Raw genomic sequence first — 23,240 nt, forward strand, 5'->3', positions numbered from 1 at the left:
CAAAGTCCGAATGCAAAAAACCACATAAGAGAAAAAAATCTTTGTCATCCAAGCATCTGTGCAATCATCCCGAGGGAAAAACATTTAACAGTAAATAAATCCGTTTCGAGATGAAAAAGCAATTTGTATTTGGCTACTTTGCAGTGGTCCTGTTAGCTTGCAAGGCTAAAAAAAAAAATGATTTCAATGAAATATCCCGCAACAAAAAAAGACAGCATAGTTGATCATTATTTCGGAACCGAAGTTGCCGACCCCTACCGTTGGCTGGAGGATGATACATCAGCTGAAACTGCAGCATGGGTAAGCGCTGAAAATAAAGTGACGCAACAATATTTATCTCAAATTCTTTACCGCGATGAGATTAAAAAGAAGCTAACCGAAATATGGAATTACCCTAAAGAAGGAGCTCTGTTTAAAGTTGGCGAGTATTACTTTTCCACCAAAAACAACGGGCTTCAAAACCAAAGTATCTGGTATATTAAAAAAGGTTTCGACGGAGAAGAGGAAGTCTTTTTAGACCCAAATAAGTTAACTGCTGATGGTACCGCAGCTGTTTCTCTAATCGGTTTTTCTCATAACAAACAATATGTTGCTTATTCCGTTGCTCAGGCTGGATCTGATTGGAGCAATATTTACGTCAGAGAAGTTGCTTCAAAAAAGGAATTAGCAGACGAGCTGAAATGGACAAAATTTTCTGGTGCGGCCTGGAAAGGTGATGGTTTCTATTACAGTAAATTCGATAAGCCTGAAAAGGGTACGGATTTATCTGCCGCCAATAAATTTCAAAAAATCTACTATCACAAATTAGGCGATTCACAAGAGGATGATCAACTTGTTTTCGAAGATGCAACCAATCCCAACCTATATTTTGGAGCTGTTGTTACAGAAGATGAGCGCTTCTTAATTATTTATGCAAGTGCCGGAACATCTGGTAATGCTTTATATTATCAAGATTTGACGATACCTAACGGCAGAATTTCTCTTTTGGTTGAAGGTTATGAAAACAACCACAGTATTGTAGCCAATGTTGGCGACAAGCTTTTATTGAATACTGATCTGGATGCAGAAAATAAACGCGTAGTGCTCGTAGATCCGGAAAACAGTGCTCCAGCCCATTGGGAAACCATCATTCCGGAATCAAACCTGGCGCTGGAAGGCGTAGATACGGGAGGTGGCTTTTTGTGGGCTTCGTACCTCAAAGATGCCAGTACAAATTTCGTTCAATATAATTTAGCCGGAAAAAAAATCAGGGAAGTAGACTTGCCGGACATTGGTACCGCCACCGGTTTCGGCGCTTACAAGGAGGATAAAGAATTCTTTTATACCTTCTCAAATTTCACTACGCCTGGCACTATCTATCGCTATGATATCGCAAAAGCAACTTCCTCACTATACAAAAAACCTGACCTAAAGTTTAACACTGACAACTATGAAACTAAACAAGTATTTTATTCTTCAAAAGATGGAACTAAAGTGCCGATGTTCATCGTTCATAAAAAAGGAATTGAACTAGATGGCAACAATCCAGTTTTCCTTTATGCTTATGGCGGATTTCAGGTAAGCTTAACACCAGGGTTTAGTTTATCAAGAATGCTATTCCTGGAAAAGGGCGGTATTTACGTTCAGCCGAGTTTACGAGGTGGAAGCGAATATGGCGAAGCCTGGCACAAAGGCGGGATGCTGGAGAAGAAACAAAATGTTTTTGACGATTTTATTGCGGCAGCCGAATTTTTGATCAAACAAAACTATACCAATGCATCTAAAATCGCTATTTCGGGCGGATCGAACGGCGGACTCTTAGTAGGTGCTTGCATGACCCAAAGACCAGAACTTTTTAAAGTTGCATTACCTGCAGTTGGCGTGTTGGATATGTTACGCTATCATAAATTTACTGTCGGTTGGGGTTGGGTAGTTGAATACGGCAGCAGCGATAAAAAAGAAGATTTTGATTATCTGATCAAATATTCGCCATTACATAATATTAAGGCTGGCGTAAAGTATCCGGCAACATTGATTACAACTGCCGATCATGATGACCGTGTGGTACCTGCACATTCATTTAAGTTTGCAGCTACGCTTCAGGAAAAATATCAAGGAGAGAATCCAATATTGATCAGGGTAGATACCAATGCTGGCCACGGAGCAGGGAAACCGACTACAAAAATTATTGAGGAGGCAGCTGATGTTTGGAGTTTTGTATTTCAGAACCTTGGAATGGAGTGGTGAGGATCTCTTAAGCTGATCAGCACATCTTAAAGCTGTTTAGGTTATTTAAGTTCTTGATATAAGCATGGGAAAACCAGAAATAAACTCAGTGCCTAAACACCCTGTTTTTAATTTTATCCTCACCTTATCATAAGGGCTTATATTTTTAAGGCCGACATATAAATAGAAAAATCCTGAGGTTTCAACAGTGCCCAAACCACCTATTGTTATATGGAAAGTTCTCGTTTTACCCACACCCTTGATGAACCGATTTACAATAGTTGTTTCGAAATTCCTACTTTCTTTTGTGTAGAGTTGATTAATCAAAAGTAGAATAACATCCGATAGCCAAAATTTCGAGACGTAAATTAATAAGGCAAGGATCCCCATACCGGCGAAAATAGTTCTCAAAAGGCTATCATCTTTAAAGAGATACCGGAAGTTAACAAGGTATAAAATTACTACGGGCAAAAGCAGGATGTAATTTAAATAACTTACCCAACCTCTAAATTTCGGCTTACTCAATACAGCACTAACATTAAAAACGAGAGCGGAAAGCAAAGGCAAAAGCATTAGCCAATTCCACGGATGATGCTCCAGGTAAATATAGGCACCTAAACCTACAGGCATAAACGCAGTAGGAAGTTGCCATGTTTCACTATAAACGATAAAGGTTATCGCCCAAACCACAAACAGCAGTCCTAAAATTGGCAGAAGAATTCCCAAGTCCATCGCTATTGAAGATACCATTTTTGGCTAACATATAAATTAATCTCAAAATATAAAAATTAGTAAAATCTATTAAATCTATAGACCAATTATAATTCGCTTTGAAGGGGCTAAAACTTTTATCTTTTTAATTTAATCACTTCAAAGCATATAAAATACTGAATAAGATAAGATTACAGAATTATCTAGAATATTTCTAAATAGGGAAATTGATAAAAGTTTATTTTGTAACTTTGCATCAAATTTTTTTTGAATGATCTCTACTGATATAGCCGTAATTGGCGCTGGTCCGGTTGGTTTATTTGCCATTTTTGAAGCCGGTTTATTAAAAATGCGTTGCCATTTAATTGATTACCTGCCTCAGGTTGGTGGTCAGCTTTCTGAAATTTACCCAAAGAAACCAATTTACGATATTCCAGGTTATCCTTCGGTATTGGCGCAAGAGCTTATTGATAATTTAATGGAGCAGGCAAAGCCTTTTCATCCAACTTTCACCTTGGGTGAACGTATTGAAGGATTGGAAAAACGTGGCGAAGCTGATTTCGTTTTAACCACGAACATGGGAACCGTTATCGAAGCTAAAGTGGTGGTTATTGCTGGCGGATTAGGTTGTTTTGAGCCACGTAAACCTGCTGTTGAAAACCTTGTAAATTTCGAAAACGGTAAAGGTGTTAACTATATGATTCTTGATCCGGAAAAATACCGTGATCAGAAAATGGTTATTGCTGGCGGTGGCGACTCTGCTTTGGACTGGACGATTTACCTTGCTGAAGTTTGTTCTGAATTAACGTTGGTGCATAGAAGTGAGAGCTTCCGTGGTGCTCCGGATTCTGTTGCTAAAGTAATGGCATTGGCAGAAAGCGGGAAAATTAACTTGATTTTAAACAGTAATTTACAAGCTGTTCATGGATCAGATAAGTTGGAGCAAGTAGAAATTGTACAGAATCGTACCATGGAAAAAACGGTTGTAGAAGCAGATCATTTGATTCCTTTGTTTGGTTTAAGTCCAAAATTAGGCCCAATTGAAGCCTGGAATTTAAACATCAGCAAAAGTGCTATTGAGGTTAATACCGACGATTATTCTACAAACATTCCCGGTATTTATGCCATTGGCGATATCAATACTTACGCTAATAAGTTAAAGTTGATACTTTGTGGTTTCCACGAGGCCGCTTTGATGAGTCATAGTGCTTATTCGTACATGAACCCCGGGGTAAAATACACGATGAAATATACCACCGTAAACGGCGTTTCAGAATTTTAGGCTTTGCGTTAATATTGTTTCAATAAAAAACTATTTTAAGTAAGTTTGCGCTAATAAGCGAGCAGAAAAATGGAAAACAACATTACGATATACATGCAAGAACCGGATGGTTCTGTTACCCCTCACGAGGCACCAACCGATATGGGCTTGAGTTTGATGGAATTTTTAAAAGCATCAGAATACGATATTTTAGCTACCTGTGGCGGGATGGCTTTGTGTGCCACTTGTTGCGTTGATGTGTTAGAAGGCGAAGAGAAATTAAACGAAATGAGTGATGATGAATATGCAATGTTGGATACCTTGCCTGATTTGTTACCCAACTCTCGTTTAGCTTGCCAGCTACAGTTAAACAATAATATGGATGGCCTAAAAGTGAAATTACACGGAGTAAGTTAATTTTATAAAATAGATAAAAGTAAAGGGCGATGTTTTTCAACATCGCCCTTTGTTGTTATGAGTGGATTCATTTAAAATATCCATTTATACAGATTGAGAACAATAAAAAAGAGCTTCTTCCTTAAATGAAGAAGCTCTTTAGAACTTTTTAAAATGCTATTTTAAGGGTTTTGTCCACCTGGCCCAATTGCTGGATTCGCATCAATTTCAGACTGAGGAATTGCCCATTGCCATTCTGGCCCACCCGCAGGTACCGATAAAACACCAGATAATGCGATAGTATGGTTGCTACCTGTTCTATCCAATGGAAGATCTTGGCGTTTTAAGTCGAAGAATCTAAATCCTTCACCCCATAAATCAATTCTACGTTGAATAAGAATCTCATTTAATAAAGCCGTACCTGTATTTGTGGTTAGCACATAACTTGGATTACGGTTTTTAGCAAATGTAAATAATACATTCTGCGCAGCAGTTGTTTCAGCAGCAGAACCAGCTATTCCTAAACGAGCTCTTGCTTCAGCTTCAATCAAGAACATTTCGCCGACTCTCATGTTAACCACATCACCAACGCTGGTAGATCCAGCATTTCTAAATTTTCCTTGTTTATAACTTGCTGTTGAGCCAGACACTACTCCTGCTGGTTGATTGAAAGCTATAAATGTAGGTGTGTTACCAGCTGGATCCCAAAGTGCTTTACGTACATCAGTTGCAGGAATTTGGTTGTAAAGAATTGAATTCATTCTTTTAGGAATGGTTCTGTTTGCCGTGGAATTAAATGTACCTAAATAAGCAAAAAACGAATAAAAATAGGTCGTTTGATCTTCCTGTTGTTTGCTTCCCCACATCCATTCCTGATTCTCATAACTATTGAACCCAGCTAGGTATTCAGCGTTAGTCATCAAATTCAACCCTGTTCTTGCCTCAAGTGCGTTTTGAGCAGCAATAGCCCATTTACCTTGGGTTAATGCAACTCTTGCTTTAATCCCTTTAGCAACATTGATATTGAAATGCGATTTATTTGGTCGAGCAGTTGCCCCAGCAAACGTGGTAATCGCTAAATCAAGATCGGTGTTAATCTGACCATACACGGCTTCAACGCTTGCTCTTGGTTTTCCTGGATTTCCGTCTACAATGGAAGTATTCATAATTGGAACACCAGCCTGGGTATTATTTCCAGCCGCATCATATCGTTTTCCAAACACCTGAACCAATACAAAATGTGCCCAAGCTCTATATGTTAAGGCCTCTGCTTTAATCATTTTCTTATCAGCTACACTTCCTTCAGCATTATCAATGTTATCAATGATCAAATTTGCATTTGCGATGATCCTGTAATAGAACGTATATATAAAAGAGTTATTTAGCGTTGATGCACTTCTATGTGTTACCCATTTATGCACACCAAAAGCTGTTGTACTAACTGTATTTACAATATCATCACCCATATAATCAATATTAAGGTTTACAGCACCTTGGCCACCTTCTTCTTGTCTAGAATACTGAATATACAATGATCTATTGATACCGTTTAATGCTGCTAAAGCATTTGTTGTTGTAGTAAATACTGCATTTTTATCAACTGAATCTGTTGGATTAGTTAATAAATAATCTTTTTTACAAGCACCCATCAATAGCACAACGGCCATTAATGGAAAAATAAATTTATTTATGGTTTTCATAATTTCCTTTTAAAATGATGCATTAAGTCCTAAACTTACTATACGGGTTGGTGTATAGTTATTAGTATTTACACCGGTAAAACTTTCTGATGGATCTAATCCTTTACGCTTCGAAAGCATGAAAAGATTTTCGCCAGAAGCATACACATTAACCCTACTTAAACCCACCTTCTTGATAAAAGTAGTTGGAAGGTTATAAGCTAAAATCGCTGATCTCATGTTTAAATACGATGCATCAATCAAGAATCTCGACGATGTAGCATTGTTGAAAGTTGATCTACCAACGTCAAGTCTTGGAATTGAAGCGGCATCGCCAATTTGTTGCCACGAATTTAGGGCATCAATATGCAACGAGCCTCCGTAACCTGCATATGACATTAATGATTGATATGTTGCATCATAAGCTTTACCACCAACTTGATAATTCATAATTACTGATAAAGAGAATGCTTTATAAGTAAAGGTGTTGGTGAAACTTCCAAAAAAGTCAGGAATAGAAGATCCTGAATAGGCATATAATGCGTTATTTGGGTTAATAGTAAAGTTTTGCCCATTAACTGTTCTGGTATCTGCGGCACTACCCGGATTAAGAGGATTAATTTCATATAAACCCGCTCCGTCAGCAGGGTTAACGCCAGCCCATTGGCGTAACCAATATTGATATCTGGATTGACCTACCGCTAATTGTTTTGTTCCATCAATAATTGTTGGCGTTTCATCTGGCATTTTCGTAATTCTGTTTCTAATTAATGACCAGTTGATATTCATATCCCATTTAAAATCACGGGATTTAATAATATCACCAGCTAAATTAATTTCGACACCTCTATTCCACATTTTACCAATGTTTTTTGCAAAGGTTCCAGTTCCGCTACCAATACCTAAACCTGTGGATAATGGAAGTGGAACATTGAATAACAAATCAGATGATTGTTTGCTGAAAACCTCAGCACTACCATGTAATCTATTTTTGAAAAAACCGAATTCTACAGCTGCATCAATTTGAGTTTGCGTTTCCCAGGTAATGTTAGGGTTTGCTAAACTTTGAAATAATATCCCTGGCTCTGCAGCATTGTTATTGTCCAAGCTATATAGAGATCTATCCAGATTGTAAATTCTAGCGCCACCCGGGGTTAATAAGTCGTCATTACCTAGTGAACCGTAAGAAGATCTAAATTTCAAATAATTAATCCAGGTTTTATCTTTCAAGAAATTTTCCTCACTTATCAACCAGCCTAAACTAGCTGAATAAAAGTTACCCCATTGCTTACCAGGACCCCATTTAGATGATCCGTCACGACGGTAAGATCCTGTAAGAAAATATTTCGCTTTGTAATCATAATTCAACCTTGTGAATACAGCTTCCTTTCTATAATCTTGCAAGTATGATTGTAAATCTGAAGTTGTTGAAAAATTGATTAATTCGCTATTTCCATCCAAGATTTGGGTATTGCGAGCACCCGTTAAATATTTATAGGCATAATCATAGTTGTTATGCCCAACCAACACACCAATAGTATGATCACCAAGTACCTTATTATAATTCAATAACTGCTCAATAGTGTAAGTAGTGGTTGTCGTAGATGTATTTCTTGCTCTACCGCCTGGTGCACCATCACCTACGATTTTATTTTGATAGTCGCCAAGCATATAGTTGTTTATATCAACTCCTAAATTCTGAGTGAATTTAAAATCTTTAAGAAAAGTTATTTCACCGTAAGTTCTGGCACTTAATGCATTCCTTTTTATTAATGTCGAGTTTAATAATGTCTCCTGCAATATATGTCTTCCGGCGTAAGCTCCAGACGGACGATTTGCAATGCCAAGACTACCTTGTAAATTACCAGTATCATAAATTTTACCTCCACTAGCATCTAACAAATATTCGCCAGTGGTTTGGTTATGAGCATACAATGGGTAAATTGGGCCAATGTAACGGGAAAAGTTAAATGGATTCACAATACTTCCGCTGCCATCAGCGTCGGCTTGATTTGATTTTGTGATGTTTGCATTAACATTTAAGCCAGTTCTAAACCACGAAAGAGGTTTGGTGTTTATATTTACACGACCGTTAATTCTATTGAAATCAGATCTGATAATGTAACCTTTTTCATTCAAGTAACCTAATGATGCATAATAATCAGATTTCTCCGTTGCACCGCTATATGACATTGAATAGTCACTTCTCTGACCAGTTCTTTCTAAAGGTTCTCTCCAGTTAAGATCATCTGGATATAATAACGTTGCATTAGGATTTAACTTTCCATCAGTCCCTACAATTTCATTGTTCGGTACATTGAACGGGTTATTTAATAATAATCCTCTAATTCCATTAGTTGCAGCAGTATTTGCTGCTGCCAACGTACTACCAGTACCTGTAGCTGGATAAACTAAACTATTTCTGTAGGCCTGCCATGCTAATGGATAGTACTGATAAGCATCTACTGTTTCGTATTCAGGAATACCTCTTGAAGTTAAACCTTGAATAATTCTGAAATCAAGTTGTTCTTTTCCTTTTCTACCCTTTTTTGTGGTGATTAAAACTACACCATTACCAGCGCTTGAGCCATAAAGTGCAGAAGATGCCGCATCTTTTAATAATGAAATGGTTTCAATATCATCAACACTAATGTTACTGATATTTCCAGAATACTGGATTCCATCAACGATATACAAAGGATCATTCGATGCAGAAATTGAGCCAAACCCACGAACACGAATTGTTGGACCAGAACCTGGTTGACCATTACCAGCATTTACCTGCACACCTGGGGCAGCGCCGGCGAGCGCACTATTTAAGTTTGTTACAGGTCTTTGCGCAATATCGTCAGCACCAACTGTTGATATTGAACCTGTGTTTTTACCCTTTGTCGTGGTACCATACGCAGTGGTAATCACTACTTCCTGTAAAGACTTCGCATCAGTTTCTAAACCTACATTGATTGAGTTTGATGAAGTAAGCGTAATTGTTTTAGATGCAAAACCTACGAAAGAAAACTGTAGACTTTTAGTTGCTGAGGTAACTCTAATGCTGAATTTACCATCATTTCCTGTCGTTGTAGTCGCTGGTGAACCAAGCGCTTTAATACTAACGCCGGGAAGCGGGAAACCATCCTCTGTCGACGTTACTGTTCCAGTAATTGTTCGCTCTTGAGCCATTGCATTAAATGCAAAAAACAAAAGCACGAACAAACTTTGTAGAAGTTTTTTCATGAATTTAAATTAGTTGTTTGATTTATTAGTTAAGCCGCCTAATTTAAGGGATACGAAAAAGTAATTCAAACTTTAACCCAAAATTTGCATGAAATTCGACAAATTAAAGTTGTTATGACATTAATATTACCTTAAGGTTAAAATAATATTAATACTAACTTTTTAGTTATAATTTCATTGAAGCAATATTATAAAGAACATCTAAAATATTATTTAGTTATAGAAAAATTAGCTAAAACCGATATACAATGAGCAAAGTTTATATATAGTCTAACAATTCGAATTAAATTCCTTGTAAAAAGAACGTTTGATAATAGAATACAAAGACAAAAGATTAAATCTTTGCATATTCAGACCATTGAAGTTAATAAACTAAGGATAGAACCAAGTATTACTGAACAGTTACTTTTTGTCTCTCTACATTCCAGCCGTAAACTTCAATAGCAGTTTTTTGAACTCCATTATATTCAACTGTTATCAACCTGCTTTCTCCAGGCAGTATGCTCACGTAGTTATCATCATAAAAGGCTGGTAAAATCCGCTTGCCTGTTTGGCTATCGATCAACGCCACGCGGTTGAAAAAAGCTACAGGATTGCCACCCGGATTAGTTAATGTTACTTCCACCTTGTCGTCAGATTTTTTAACGGCATTCACCTTTAAAGCCGCTGGTTTTAAATTTTGCAAACCTTTATAATTGCCATCCTTATCAGCCAGCCAGTAAATATTTTCACTTAAAACCTCCTGTTTTTCATTCAACAGTTTGAGTGAGACAAACACACCATCTTTCTGGTCAAGTTTTTTCAGAAAATCATTCAATGGAAAAAAGCGACGAACGGAAGATGCACCAATGGAATTGAAAACCTGCGAATAGAAATAATCTTTTCCATCCATATCGTGAAGCTTGGCTTGCACCATTAAATTATTACGATCTGTAAAACCGTTATTCACTACCGTTACCATGCTATCCAGTGGATTCATCATGATATGAAGGGGCTCACTTCCTTTGCGCAAACCATAAAGGCAAGCATTTGGGTCGAGGTAGTAATCGTACATTTGACCACGAAGCGCCGTCCATGGGTTTTGTGTTTTCCAAATAATAGAACCCGTGTACCAATCCCACATTTTATTAGAGAAGCCTTCCATCAAAGCACGATATTGATCATAGTTGACGAGCTGTGCCTTCATTGCAAAATCCTTTGCATCTTTAGTTTTGCCATAAGGATTAATATACTGATCGTAACCAATGTATTTATGATAATCCCAAACCGAATCTGGCTTGCTTTTAAATTGTGGTGCAACCATATTTTCTTTTGGGATAAAACGCTCCAATGATTCGTAATCTCCTACGCCAACTGAACCCACTTCGGAGTTGTAAGGAAATGTTTTTACCGCCCAAAAGCTTTTTGGATCTTGAATACCATAAGGCCCATCGCCATTACCACCGATTGAATTGTACGACATCTCATCACTATTAGAAAAATCGAAAAACTTCCGCGTGCCATCCAATCGTGGCAGAATATCATTTTTAATCGGATTTAGAATATCCTCTGGCGGCGTAATTTCATTTCCGCCGCACCAGAAAGCAAGTGAAGCATGGTTACGAATCATTTTTACCTGATCTTCAATCGCTGTTAAAACCAGTGGATGATTGTCGGGATAATTCCTTCTCGTCCACTGATCTTCTTTTTTTAAGGGATCTACCCAACGGCCATTGCAATCGCCACTGAACCAAAAATCCTGAAAAACGAGCAAGCCATACTTATCGCAGGCATTATAAAACTCAGGCCTTTCTAAAATGGCACCGCCCCAAATCCTGATCAGGTTTAGGTTCATATCCTTGTGGTAACGAACTTCGGCATCGTAACGGGCATCGGAGAAACGCAGCATCGCATCAGAAATGATCCAGTTACCGCCTTTGATGAAAATCTTTTGGCCATTTACATAAGCGCCCATACTTTGGGTACGGTCATTCCAAATATTATCAATCTGGCGGATGCCAACTTTCAAATTTTCCTGATCCAAAACCTGGCTTCCATTTAAAAATTTGATGTTAACCGGATATAAATCCTGCTTTCCATAACCACTAGGCCACCAAAGTTTAGGGTTTTCCAAAGCTAAATCCGCAAATATTATTTCTGTAGTTTTATTCGCAGCGATAGAAACTGTTTTGCTAACTGTTTTGCCAGCAATTTGGTATTGCAAAATACCTGCAACGGCTTTAGCTGTTGGATTTTCTACCTCAACCGAAACTTTGATGGTAGCTGGTTGTTGTTTGGCATTCGGTACTCTTTTGCCAGGAACCAGCGTAACTACATGCGGGTTTTTTACATTGATAGACCTTGTTTTTTCGATAATCACTTTATCCCAAATCCCTGTGTTTCGATCACGAGTGGGCTGAATCCAATCCCAGCCAGCCGTATATTGCGTGGTTAATCCTTTGGCAATTGTTCCGTCGCCACCTTGCCCGCCGTTTGGATTGCCGGGAAAATCTGGTGGATAAACGATTACGGCCAAGCGGTTTTTGCCTGTGGCAGAAAGAAATTTTGTGATGTTGTAGTTGGCACGAATATGCATGCCTTCATGCGTTTTCGCATTGATCTTCTTTCCGTTGAGAAAAAAATCAGCTTTATAATTTATCCCACGAAATTGTATCCATACCTGTTCGTTGCCGATAGCTTTTTCATCAAAGTCCTTCACAAACCAATAAGTATAATGCTCGTTCCCCGTTTTATAGATATCGGCAATTTTCTCGTTGTTCATTCCATAAAATGGATCAGGAACTTTTTTGTTATCAAGCAAAGTGGTTAAAACCGTCCCTGGAACTGTAGCAGGCAACCAATTATTTAGCCCGAAGTTCGAGCTGGAAATCTGGCTTCCGGTAGCATTAGCGTCTTTAATGTTGGCACAAAGCCAGCCAGAATTAAGTTCGTAGCGTTGGGCTTGCGTGTTTAAAGCAGCTAAAAACAAAAGCGAAAAGAGCAATTTCCTCATAAATGAGTTTTTTAATTAAATATTTTTTAAACTATTGGCTTGGTCTTTCCGAAGAATTACCAACCGTTAATAATAAACCTGATAGAACGGAAATACTTTTTATTTGTTTTCAAGAGTTGACAACTTTATGGCAACCGAGAAAGAAAGTTGTCAACTCTACAAATTAAAAAGATTTTAGTGATAGCAGGGCTACCCTAGCCAAAACGATCTCCCGTAAATTTCCAACTCACTATTTCCCTGAAACTGGTCGATCTGCAGCATTAATGCCCCATAATTTTGATGGCGTATTGCCCATGTAAATTTCCATGGAACCGCCATTTACTATGGTTTTATGCTCAATAAACGACTTATTATAAGGTTTGCCATTAATTAAAATGCGTTGTATGTACTTATTTGCCACAGAATTTCCTAGCACTTTAATGTCGAAGTTCTTGTTTCCTTCCAATTTAATGGTTGCCGAATTAATTAAAGGCGTACCAAAAACATAGGTACCATTGGCGGGATTTACAGGATAAAAACCAAGCGCAGAAAAAACGTACCAGGCGCTCATTTGGCCTACATCTTCGTTTCCACACAAACCATCAGGCTTCGCAGTAAAGAAATCGTTGTCAATTTTGCGAATCAATTCGGCTGTTTTCCAGGGCTGACCGGCATAAGCATATAAATAAGGAATGTGGTGACCGGGCTCATTTCCCTGAGCGTAATTGCCGATCAAACCAGAGATATCAGGTGAGCTGTTTTCACCTAAATCGGCAGGAACGATAAATAAAGAATCGAGTTTGTTTACAAAAGGTTTATCGCCACCGAAAAGATTGGTCAAACCCTCCACATCCTGAGGAACCAACCAGGTATATTGCCAGGCATTACCCTCTGTATAATCATCTTCACGGTGCTTGGCCTTAACCGGACTAAACGGCGTACGCCATTTCCCATCGGCCATTTTACCACGCATAAACTGAACATCCTGATCAAAATATTGGCGGTAAAGCTGTGCCCTTTTGCTAAAATATCGATAATCTTCAGTTTTATTAAGCGCCTTTGCAAACATGGCTATACAGTAATCGTCGATCGCATATTCCAGGGCTTTGGCAACAGATTCGTTAACTTTATCGGCTGGAATGTACTTAAGTTGCTGAATGTAATCGATGCCTTCCGTTTTTTGCATGGCAGATTGTTTTACTGCTTCATAAGCAAGATTTTCATCAAAACCGCGGTAGCCTTTCAAATAAGCATCTACTATAACCGGAACAGCATGATAGCCCACCATGGTATTGGTTTCGTTGCCCATTAAATGCCAAACCGGAAGTTTGCCCTGCTCCTTGTAAATGGCCAACATGGTGTTCACTACATCACTCACCCGATCCTGATGTAAGATAGTGTATAAAGGATGCGCCGCCCTGTAAGTATCCCAAAGTGAAAAAGTAGTGTAGTTGGTGAAATTAGCCTGTTTATATACTTTTTTGTCGGTGCCTAGATAATCGTTGTTCACATCATTAAAAAGTGATGGTGCCGTCATGGTATGAAACAAAGCGGTATAGAATATTTTTTTTGTATTGGCTGAAGCATTGATTTTAACCTTCGACAATTCTTTTTCCCATTTCGCATCAGCTTTCTTCGTCGTGGATGCAAAATCCCACCCAGGCAGTTCAGTTGAAAGGTTTAAGATGGCATTTTCAATGCTTACCGGAGATAAGGCCACTTTTATCTGAAGTTTATTATTGTTAATTGCTGCAAAACTGGCTACTGCTTTCAGCTTTTTGCCATTAACATCTTTGCTTTCTTTCAGCTGATTATCTTCATAAATATCGAAGCTTCTTAGGGGTTGAGAAAACTTGATGACGAAATACAAGCGCTGATCATTTGCCCAGCCTTTAGAATTTCTATTCCCGACAATAGTATTGGCGTCGATTTGTTTAAAAGATGCATTTGTTGGTGCATCCCAACCGATGCCTTCCACCAAATCGATCATAACATGTGGCGTTGGGGCATTTTTCGGAAAGGTGTATTGATGAAAACCTACACGTTCGGTAGCCGTTAGTTCTGCCTTAATTTTGTATTTATCGAGTAAAACACTGTAATAACCAGCTTTGGCATTTTCATTTTGGTGCGAAAATGTCGACAGGTAGCCTTTATCCTCTTCTCCCTTTTTACCTTTCTCTAAAACAGTTGCGCCTGTTACGGGCATAATTGAAATGTCGCCCAAATCGCCAATGCCGGTTCCACTTAGGTGGGTATGCGAAAAACCAGTGATGGTCTTGCTTACGTAGTTGTAACCGCTGCACCAATCCCAGCCTTCCATAATATTGTTTGGACCAAGTTGTACCGCTCCGAAAGGAACATTTGCGCCAACAAAAACATGCCCGTGTTTTGCAGAACCAATAATGGGATCTACAAACTGAGTTAGTTTCGAATTTTGCTGAGCGTTGATTCCATTGGTGAATAATATGGCCGAAGCAAAAACGATTAATTTTGCACTAAAAATTTTCATAGTCTAAATAGGATAAGCTAAATCGATTTACAAATTAATAAATTATAAATGGACTTAGAGAATTATTCGGGAAAAGTTGATCACGACTACTCAATTGATTGTGCTTCTTTTACTGAAGAAGCCTGTCATCACTAAAAATTTTGCAGTAATTCAACAATGTTTACTTCTTGATTTCAAGCACAATTACCTCATCATTTTTATTGATATTTCCAGTAATAGGAATATGGAGCGAACCGTTTTTTAAAGTTGCGCTTACCGCTTTCTTATCTTTTAAATAATAAGCTTTTTGTATTTTCTTAAATGGGAAGCCTTTCAACAAAATTTCAGGCTGTGCTTTAAAAATATGAATAAATAGTTTGTCGCTTTTTTGCGTAATGCATCCCCAATCTTGCGGTTTTAAGTAACCTGAGTTGGAACCATAAATACTTTCTCCATATATTTTTAACCAATCGCCCATACTATTTAGTCGCTCAGTAAACTCAGGCTGGATTTCTCCGTTTGGCATAGGGCCTATATTTAACAATAAGTTAGCCCCTAAAGCTGCTGCCTTCACCAGGGTTTGAATAAGTTTGGTTTCACTTTTATAGGAAGTATCAGTGAGGCTAAATCCCCAGGAACCGTTTATAGTCTGACAAGCTTCTAAAGGAATTTGGGCACTTGCTTCCTGAAAGCTTAAACCAGATTTATTCTCTCCAGGTAAATCTTGTTCAAACATTTGGAAATCTTCTCCTGGCAATGGGGAAAGATGGTGGTTATTACCGATCATGCATTGAGGCTGAAGCTTGTGTATTAAACCATAAATTTCGTCATACTTCCAATCGAGTCTAGATGTTCGGTCTTTCTCTCCTTCGGGAGCGGTTTGATCCCAATGACCATCGAACCAAATACCACCAATTTCACCATAGTTGGTGAGCAACTCGGTGAGTTGGTTTTTCATAAACTGAAGATAACTTGCGTAGTTTCCATGTCCTTTTCTCCCGCTAAACTGGCCAGTTCTGCCCGTTTCATGTGGATAATCTTCGCGGCGCCAATCGAGTATGGAGTAATAAAGAAAGAGTTTAATGCCTTGTTTTTTACACTCGTCTGCCATCATCTTCACAATATCCTTCTTGTAAGGGGTGTTCATGATATTGAAACCCGAATATTTGGTATCCCACATGCTAAAACCATCATGATGCCTTGTGATTAGGGTAATGTATTTCATCCCGGCATTTTTAGCCGTTGCGACCCATTTTTGCGCATCAAAATCGATGGGGTTAAAGAACTTTTCCAAACGGGTGTAGTTCTCCACGGTAACTTTCCGCTCGTTCATTACCCACTCGCCACTTCCAGGAATGCTAAATGGACCCCAGTGAATAAACAGCCCGAAGCGAGCATCGGCAAACCAATTGCGTGCTTCGATATTAGATGGGGCAGGCACATAATTTTGTGCACCAGCAAACAAACCATTTACAATAAAAGCAATGATCAGGCATAATTTTTTCATAACTGATGTTTAAATTTGGTTGAAGAAAGGATGGTCTAATCTATACTTGTCGGTTCCTTAACGGGCTTGCCAATTACTTTATAATTGCCATCTCCTTTTAAAATAGCCAACATTTGAGTTTGATTGGCAAACAGGGTTTTTGCTGCCGCCAGTTCTTTATCGTATTGGAAACTCTGCTCTATTCTACCTTTCTCGTAAAAATATCTGCTTATAATTTGTGCTTCTAAAACCCTTTTTATTTCTGCCTTATGTGTAGCCAAATCATTCTTTTTTGATGAAGTAAGCTTGTATTTCAAATTTTCTAAATCAGCTTTCACCTCCGCTGATTTATTTTCTTTTTCTGCCTCAACACGTAAATCAGATAATAATCTTTCTGTTCTGCTTTGATAGGTGAGGTCTTTATCAGCCAAGGTGCTTACAAATGCAGCATAATCTGCATCTGAAACCTGGAATGTTTTCGCTGATTCTAATTTTGTAGTTTTTTTCGAAAAGATATTGGCATAGTTAAAGAATAAACTTTTGTTAATCATGGTAATGGTAACCGGACTAAGTTTATCTGCGTTGACTACCAAATCGGGGTAAACGCCATTTCCACTGTAAACATTTCTGCCCGCTTTCGTTTGATACATCGCAATAGTAGAATCGGCAAATCGCTCAGCCATTCCATTGACATCCTTATGGGTATAATCGAGTTTTTGAATGCATCGGCCTGATGGTGTGTAATACTTGGCTACAGTAACTTTAACCAAACTGTTATACGGAAGATTAAATGTTTGCTGCACCAATCCCTTTCCATAACTGCGTTGGCCAACTACAATAGCCCGATCTAAATCCTGTAACGAACCGGCCACAATTTCGGAAGCCGATGCAGAATTGCCGTTTACTAAAACCACCAATGGAACTGAGGGAGATACTGGCATCATCTGCGTTTTATAGGTGATGGTTTTTTCGGCATTTTTACCTTTTTGAATTACCACTAACTGATCTTTATCTACAAATAGATTTACAATTTTAACAGCCTCCTGCAAAATACCCCCACCATTATTTCTTAAATCCAAAACAATGCCTTTAGGGTTTTCTTTGTTAAGGTTAACTAAAGCATCCCTCACTTCCTGACCAGAATTTTCTAAGAATTTATCCAACCTAATGTAACCAATGCCATCGCCAATCATACCCGAGTAAGATACGTTAGGTTGCTTAATTTCATCACGGTTTAATTTTTTGGAAATCTCTTTACCGTCTCTCATCAAGGTCAAATCGACTGGTGTACCTTTTGGGCCACGCAACAACTGACTAATTTGAGTGCGATCTTTACCTTTGATTTCGATTCCATTTATTTTTAAGATCTGGTCGCCGGCTTTCACATCACCTTTGTTAGCCGGATAGCCCTCACTTACATCATTTACAAAAAGTTTTCCGTCAATAAGTACCGTTGCTGCGCCAATTCCACCGTATTGGGTGCTAATATATTTTAGTTTGTAATCTTCGATTTCCGATTCGGGAACATATTCTGTATAAGGATCGAGTGTTTCCAACATGGCATCAATCCCTGTTTTCATTAACTGAGGCGCATTGGTTTCATCAACATAATTGATATTGATTTCTTTATACAGCGATGCGAAAATGTCTAAGTTTTTCGATACCAGAAATAGATCTTCCCTAAATGAAAAAGAGAAAACAGCTAAAGTCAAACCTGCTGCTAAAACATAATATTTTAGTTTCTTCATACCTTAAATTCTGGAATCCAAAACAGCAAGCTGATGGATGATTTGTTTTTTATAAAGGTAAATGTACGAAAAGGCCCAAATATTAAAAATAAGATATTTGAAAGTGCTTTATGCAGAAAAGAAAGAGATGGATTTTAACTTAAAGTCTGTTGCCTTTAGTATCGGCTAATGCTTTTTGAATGGTGAATTCGATGTAAGTTCGGTCGCGTTTTACCAAACGCATTAAATCTTCAACCAATTGATCTTCCTTGCCAGGCGTAAACTCTAAAGGCTCGTTCGCTAAATCGCGGTATTTCCTTAAAAATTTAGTTTTTACTTTAAAAGCAGTTTCAGAAGTAAGTTGAAAGTTAGCCATAGCAGATTTTATTTGATGCAAAAGTAAAAAATATTTGCTCACATCGCCATTTTTTTGTGAGGGCTTTGAAAAAAATAGAGTTAACAGGAATGTTTTGCACGATAATTGTGCTGAAATGCGGATTATAAAATCCAATTGATTAAACACACAAACATTAAACATTCAAAAAAATGAAAAGAATCATCCTTTCTATTGTTTTCCTAACCGCCGGTTGGGTAACATCTCAGGCACAAACCTTCAATTTAGGTATTAAAGCAGGTGTTAACCTGGCCAAACTCAATGCAGATTTCGCCAGCGAAGAAAACCGATTAGGTTATCAAGTTGGTGCATGGGCACGTATTGGCGGTGCAAGTTTTTATGTACAGCCAGAGGTCTACATTGGCAGCAAAGGCAATAAGTTCATCAGCTTTACCAATAATAACAATACGGAAGTTGCTGCAGAAGGTAAAGTAAAATTTACCACTTTGGATATTCCTGTTTTACTGGGAACGAAATTCGGTGCAAAAAACTTAAATTTCAGACTAATGGCCGGACCAGTGGTATCATTTGTGCTGGATGAAAATTCTAGCTTTAGCAGTGCCTACGATCAAGCTACAGATTTCGACAATTACAAAAATCAAGCTATTGGAATCCAAGCTGGTGCGGGGGTAGATGTAGGCTCTATTTCTGTGGATCTGCGTTATGAAGCCGGATTATCAAACATTAGTAAAAGTGAAAAGTATACTCAGAAACCTAACTTATTTCAGTTAAGTTTAGGCTTTAAGATATTGTAGTTGATATAAGCGCCAGAATATTTTTCTGGCGCTTTAACTATTTAAATGGTTAAGCTTCCGGTAAGCCTCCCTTTATCTGGACCTCTGTAAAATTGGCATTACAGCAAGTAGTTAGATTAAAAAAACACGATTTTTATATCTGCATTTTAAACTAACAACAATGAAAACCCCCATTTTTTTATTATTTGCGTTGCTGGTGTCTTTTGGACTTCAGGCCCAAGACTTCAAATACGCATTTGTGACTGACACACATGTCGGATCATCAACAGGAGAAGAAGATCTTCGCCGAACGGTAGCCGATATCAATGAATTATCTGACATCGACTTTATTATTGTTACTGGCGACATTACCGAAATGGGCACCAATAATGAATTGAGTTTAGCCAAACAAATCCTTTCAGGCTTAAAAAAGCCCTACCATATTATTCCTGGCAATCATGATACAGGATGGTCGGAATCTGGGGGAGTAAGATTTATCAAAGAATTTGGAAATGATAAATTTACTTTTGATCATAATGGATATCGTTTTATCGCTTGTGCTTCTGGTCCTTATGTAAGAATGAGTGACGGACATATTCCAAGAGATGCGACTGTTTGGCTGGATAGTGTTTTAAAAGCAACTCCTAAAAACATGCCCATTGTTTTTGCCAATCATTATCCGCTAGATAACAGCTTGGATAATTGGTACGAAGCAACTGATCGTTTGAAAAAATACAACATTCAATATGCCATTTGCGGCCATGGGCATAGCAATAAACCGTATAATTTTGAAGGTATAGAGGCAACCATGGGTCGCTCGAACTTAAGGACGAAAGATAGCATTGGCGGTTATAACATAGTAAATATGACCAAGGATAGTGTTTTCTTTCAAACTAAAAAACCGACTCAGCTCATTGCTCCAGCCTGGAGGAAAATAGCATTGAAAACGTTTCAGGATGATCAAAAGAAATATTATAGACCAGATTTCGCCATCAACAATAAATATGCGAATACGAAAGAATTGTGGTCTTATCATTCGAATGCCAATGTAGTAAACACACCAGCCTATTCTGCCAATCGGGTTATTTTTGGGAATAGTTTGGGTTTGGTTGAGGCACTAAATAAAAAGACCGGAAAGAAAGAATGGACCTTTCATAGCAAGGGTGCCATTTATTCTTCGCCTGTGATTGTTGAAAATTTAGTGATTTTCGGATCTGGCGACGGAAACATTTATGCCCTAAATGAAAAAACAGGGAAAGAGGTTTGGAAAAAAGAAACTCCAAACTCCGTTTTAGGATCGCCTGTTGTTAGTGGAAAAAACATTTATATTGGAGGTAGTGATAATACTTTCAGGGCATTAGAAGCTAAAACTGGTAAAGAAATTTGGGCATTTACAGAAGTTGAAGGTACAATAGTAGGTAAGCCACTTATCTATCAAGGTAAAATTATTTTCGGTTCATGGGGCAGGCATTTATATGCGCTTAACATCAATTCGGGTAGCCTGGTTTGGAAATGGAACAATGGCCAGGGCAACAGAATGTTTTCTCCGGCAATGGTTACCCCTGTAGCGGCAAAGGGTAATGTGTACATTTCTGCACCAGATAGATATTTGACAGCAATTGATGCGAGTAATGGCACTACGCTTTGGAGAAATAAAGAAGCCACCGTTCGTGAATCGATTGGTTTATCAACTGATAGCACAACCATTTACGGCAAAACGATGCAGGATGAAATTGTGGCATATAAGGCTCAGCCTCAAGACCCTGGTGTGCTTTGGCGATATAATGCAGGCTTCGGTTATGAGCATGTTCCTTCTATGCTGATTGAGAAAGATGGCAATGTATTTTTTGGAACCAAAAATGGTGTTGTTTATGCTATTGATCCAAAAAAGCAATCGACAACATGGGCACATAAAATAGATAACTCGATGATTAATACCGTAAATGTAGTTGACGGAAAAAATCTTGTGGTGAGTACTATGGACGGAAAAGTGGTTTGGATAAATGCGAAGAAATAATACTTAAATTTTTAATCAACAAAAAAGGGAGCCAATTTGCAAAGGCTCCCTTTTTTGTTGCTGATTTATATTATTACCTAGTTACCAACCTGTGGTTTGGGTAAGTTTAAAACCCTTCTCTTGGTATTGAATAATCTGTGCCTGACCAACTGGCGCCAAATAAGCTCTGTCAGTAAATGCGTTTCTGTTTGTTGCATTTGTAACCATCCAATAACCCACCATTGCCGCAGCATTGGTTCCATTGTAAGTTACAATTGAACCATCAGCTTTCTTTACTTTAACGTTGCCTGCTGTTGCATTGGCTGAAGTTAAATAGGCTGGCGCTTCTGTTTGTACATTTACCCATGGTCCTAAGAAGTAATCTGAGTTGGTACTAAAATTCATGTTGTTCAATTTCTTCCAGCGTTTTAAATCCAACAGCCTGGTGTGTTCAAAAACGAATTCCATACGTCTTTCTCTACGAATTTCCCATATTAAATCCGGAACATCCGTATCGCGGGCAGGATCTACTGGCAATGCACCGATAGTTAAAGGAGCAGTTTTCAAAACCCCTTTCGCAATTGCAGCAGCATCTAACGGACGGCTTCTAATCGCATTTACCGATTTATTTAAATCTGCCTGAGTAACTGCCGCCGCACCATAATACTGAGCCAAAACGGCTTTTGCTTCCACCCAATTTAACACCACTTCTGCCAAACGGATTACTGGCGCATCACTGGTATTGGTATTACTTCCCCAAGCTGCCGGATACGTTTTACCAATATAAGTAAGCGCATCTCTTGAAGCAAATTTAAAGCCGTATAACAAGGTGGCCGATGGAATGAGTGCTTTATCATAAAATGAGGCTTCAAACCGTGGATCTCTCGTTTTAACCAAATCGGCTATCGTAAATGAGTTTGCTCCAGCCACCGCAGAATTTTGCCAAACTCTCCCATCGTTTAACAAGAAAGATTTAACTAAGACCAAGTTCGCATCTACACCAACTACTTCTGTTCCGTTTTGGTACGAGCCAATACTATGGGTTACCGCTAGCGCAGCATCATAAGTTCTGTATAATAGCACCTCTGGATGACCAGCCAGGTTATCACTCGAGAAAATAGATTTAAAATCGCGGGTAAAATTGTATTTATTGCTATTGATTACATAATCTCCAGCTTCTACTGCAAATTCAAGATATTTTTTAGCTCTTGCAGCATCTAAACCGTGATAGTGTTCATAAGTTCCTTCAAAGAGCATAAATCTGGAGATAAATGCCGCAGCGATATACTTGTTCAAATATTGTGCACCATCGTTCTCACGCATGTTGGCCATTACAAATTTAAAATCATCATAAACCTTATCCATCACCACTCCTCTAGCATCTCTATCTTTATATAAAGTAGCTAAATCAGTGTCCGAAACTTCTTTATCAAAATAAGGAACATCACCAAATACACTTACCAATCTACTGTATTCAAAACCTCTAAAAAACCTTGCCACAGCCGACCAATGGTTGTAGGCCTCTGCAGAAATTTTAGGTTTAGCCACATTGTCTAATCTATTGATCATAACATTTGACTTACGGACCCAGGCAAAATCCCAGGTGGGACCAGCATAAGTACCTAACCAATCTGCCGATTCAAGAGTTGATCCTCGGCTGGTTGGTACACTGCTTTCAAAATTGGTTTGAACATTTTTCCCTGTTACATCATCAGAAAAAGTATAACCTCTAACAGGAGTATAATCTACTCCAAACCCAGAGTTGTAACCATTAAAATAATTTGGATAGTAAGCATTTGCATACATCCGAATATCATCCTCACCCCGCCAAAATTGGCCATCGACATAATCTGTTAATGGTGGACGATCCAAAACATCTTTTTTACAAGAAGTAATTAATAGACTTGCCAAAAGAGGCAGGCCGTATATATATTTGAAATATTTCATCATCATCATTT

At 38.3% G+C, this 23,240-nt stretch carries 14 protein-coding genes; 5 read left to right on the plus strand and 9 right to left on the minus strand.

The features are described 5' to 3' along the window. Nucleotides 1–186: 186 nt before the first annotated feature. Entirely contained in the window at nt 187–2,226 is a 2,040-nt protein-coding gene (locus ACZZZC_RS01005) for a prolyl oligopeptidase family serine peptidase (protein ID WP_463484430.1), read from the plus strand. 45 nt (nt 2,227–2,271) lie between these two features. Here the strand turns inward: ACZZZC_RS01005 and ACZZZC_RS01010 are convergent, their stop codons facing one another. Continuing rightward, on the minus strand, nt 2,272–2,955 hold the full coding sequence (locus ACZZZC_RS01010; RefSeq protein WP_463484431.1) for a hypothetical protein: 684 nt from the start codon (nt 2,953–2,955) through the stop codon (nt 2,272–2,274). A gap of 232 nt (nt 2,956–3,187) precedes the next feature. Between ACZZZC_RS01010 and ACZZZC_RS01015 the strand changes: the two genes are divergently transcribed. Both ACZZZC_RS01015 and ACZZZC_RS01020 read left to right on the plus strand, forming a co-directional pair. Continuing rightward, complete coding sequence (locus tag ACZZZC_RS01015) at nt 3,188–4,198, plus strand: NAD(P)/FAD-dependent oxidoreductase (RefSeq protein ID WP_463484432.1); 1,011 nt, start codon at nt 3,188–3,190, stop codon at nt 4,196–4,198. Between the two features lie 69 nt (nt 4,199–4,267). Continuing rightward, on the plus strand, nt 4,268–4,594 hold the full coding sequence (locus tag ACZZZC_RS01020; RefSeq protein ID WP_056850742.1) for a 2Fe-2S iron-sulfur cluster-binding protein: 327 nt from the start codon (nt 4,268–4,270) through the stop codon (nt 4,592–4,594). A gap of 161 nt (nt 4,595–4,755) precedes the next feature. Here ACZZZC_RS01020 and ACZZZC_RS01025 read toward each other — a convergent pair whose 3' ends face one another. From ACZZZC_RS01025 to ACZZZC_RS01055, 7 genes are all read right to left on the minus strand, one after another. Then, complete coding sequence (locus tag ACZZZC_RS01025; protein ID WP_463484433.1) at nt 4,756–6,273, minus strand: RagB/SusD family nutrient uptake outer membrane protein; 1,518 nt, start codon at nt 6,271–6,273, stop codon at nt 4,756–4,758. 9 nt (nt 6,274–6,282) lie between these two features. Then, on the minus strand, nt 6,283–9,486 hold the full coding sequence (locus ACZZZC_RS01030; protein WP_463484434.1) for a SusC/RagA family TonB-linked outer membrane protein: 3,204 nt from the start codon (nt 9,484–9,486) through the stop codon (nt 6,283–6,285). A 391-nt stretch (nt 9,487–9,877) separates the two neighbouring features. Next, nucleotides 9,878–12,478, minus strand: coding sequence for a glycoside hydrolase family 2 protein (locus ACZZZC_RS01035; RefSeq protein WP_463484435.1), 2,601 nt, complete (start codon nt 12,476–12,478; stop codon nt 9,878–9,880). Nucleotides 12,479–12,707: 229 nt separating this feature from the next. After that, on the minus strand, nt 12,708–14,966 hold the full coding sequence (locus tag ACZZZC_RS01040) for a GH92 family glycosyl hydrolase (RefSeq protein WP_463486404.1): 2,259 nt from the start codon (nt 14,964–14,966) through the stop codon (nt 12,708–12,710). 160 nt (nt 14,967–15,126) lie between these two features. Then, a complete protein-coding gene (locus ACZZZC_RS01045; RefSeq protein WP_463484437.1) occupies nt 15,127–16,452 on the minus strand; it encodes an alpha-L-fucosidase in 1,326 nt (441 codons plus the stop codon). A gap of 35 nt (nt 16,453–16,487) precedes the next feature. Beyond that, complete coding sequence (locus ACZZZC_RS01050) at nt 16,488–18,179, minus strand: S41 family peptidase (protein WP_463484438.1); 1,692 nt, start codon at nt 18,177–18,179, stop codon at nt 16,488–16,490. A gap of 139 nt (nt 18,180–18,318) precedes the next feature. Further along, nucleotides 18,319–18,534 carry a hypothetical protein gene (locus tag ACZZZC_RS01055; RefSeq protein WP_010599278.1) on the minus strand — a complete coding sequence of 72 codons (216 nt, stop codon included), beginning with the start codon at nt 18,532–18,534 and terminating at the stop codon, nt 18,319–18,321. Nucleotides 18,535–18,704: 170 nt separating this feature from the next. Between ACZZZC_RS01055 and ACZZZC_RS01060 the strand changes: the two genes are divergently transcribed. Further along, a complete protein-coding gene (locus ACZZZC_RS01060; RefSeq protein ID WP_463486405.1) occupies nt 18,705–19,307 on the plus strand; it encodes a porin family protein in 603 nt (200 codons plus the stop codon). Between the two features lie 160 nt (nt 19,308–19,467). After that, complete coding sequence (locus ACZZZC_RS01065) at nt 19,468–21,303, plus strand: outer membrane protein assembly factor BamB family protein (protein ID WP_463486406.1); 1,836 nt, start codon at nt 19,468–19,470, stop codon at nt 21,301–21,303. Between the two features lie 81 nt (nt 21,304–21,384). Here ACZZZC_RS01065 and ACZZZC_RS01070 read toward each other — a convergent pair whose 3' ends face one another. Next, nucleotides 21,385–23,238, minus strand: a complete 1,854-nt coding sequence (locus tag ACZZZC_RS01070) for a RagB/SusD family nutrient uptake outer membrane protein (protein WP_463486407.1) — start codon at nt 23,236–23,238, stop codon at nt 21,385–21,387. Nucleotides 23,239–23,240: the final 2 nt, after the last annotated feature.

The organism is Pedobacter sp. AC212 (assembly GCF_979258625.1).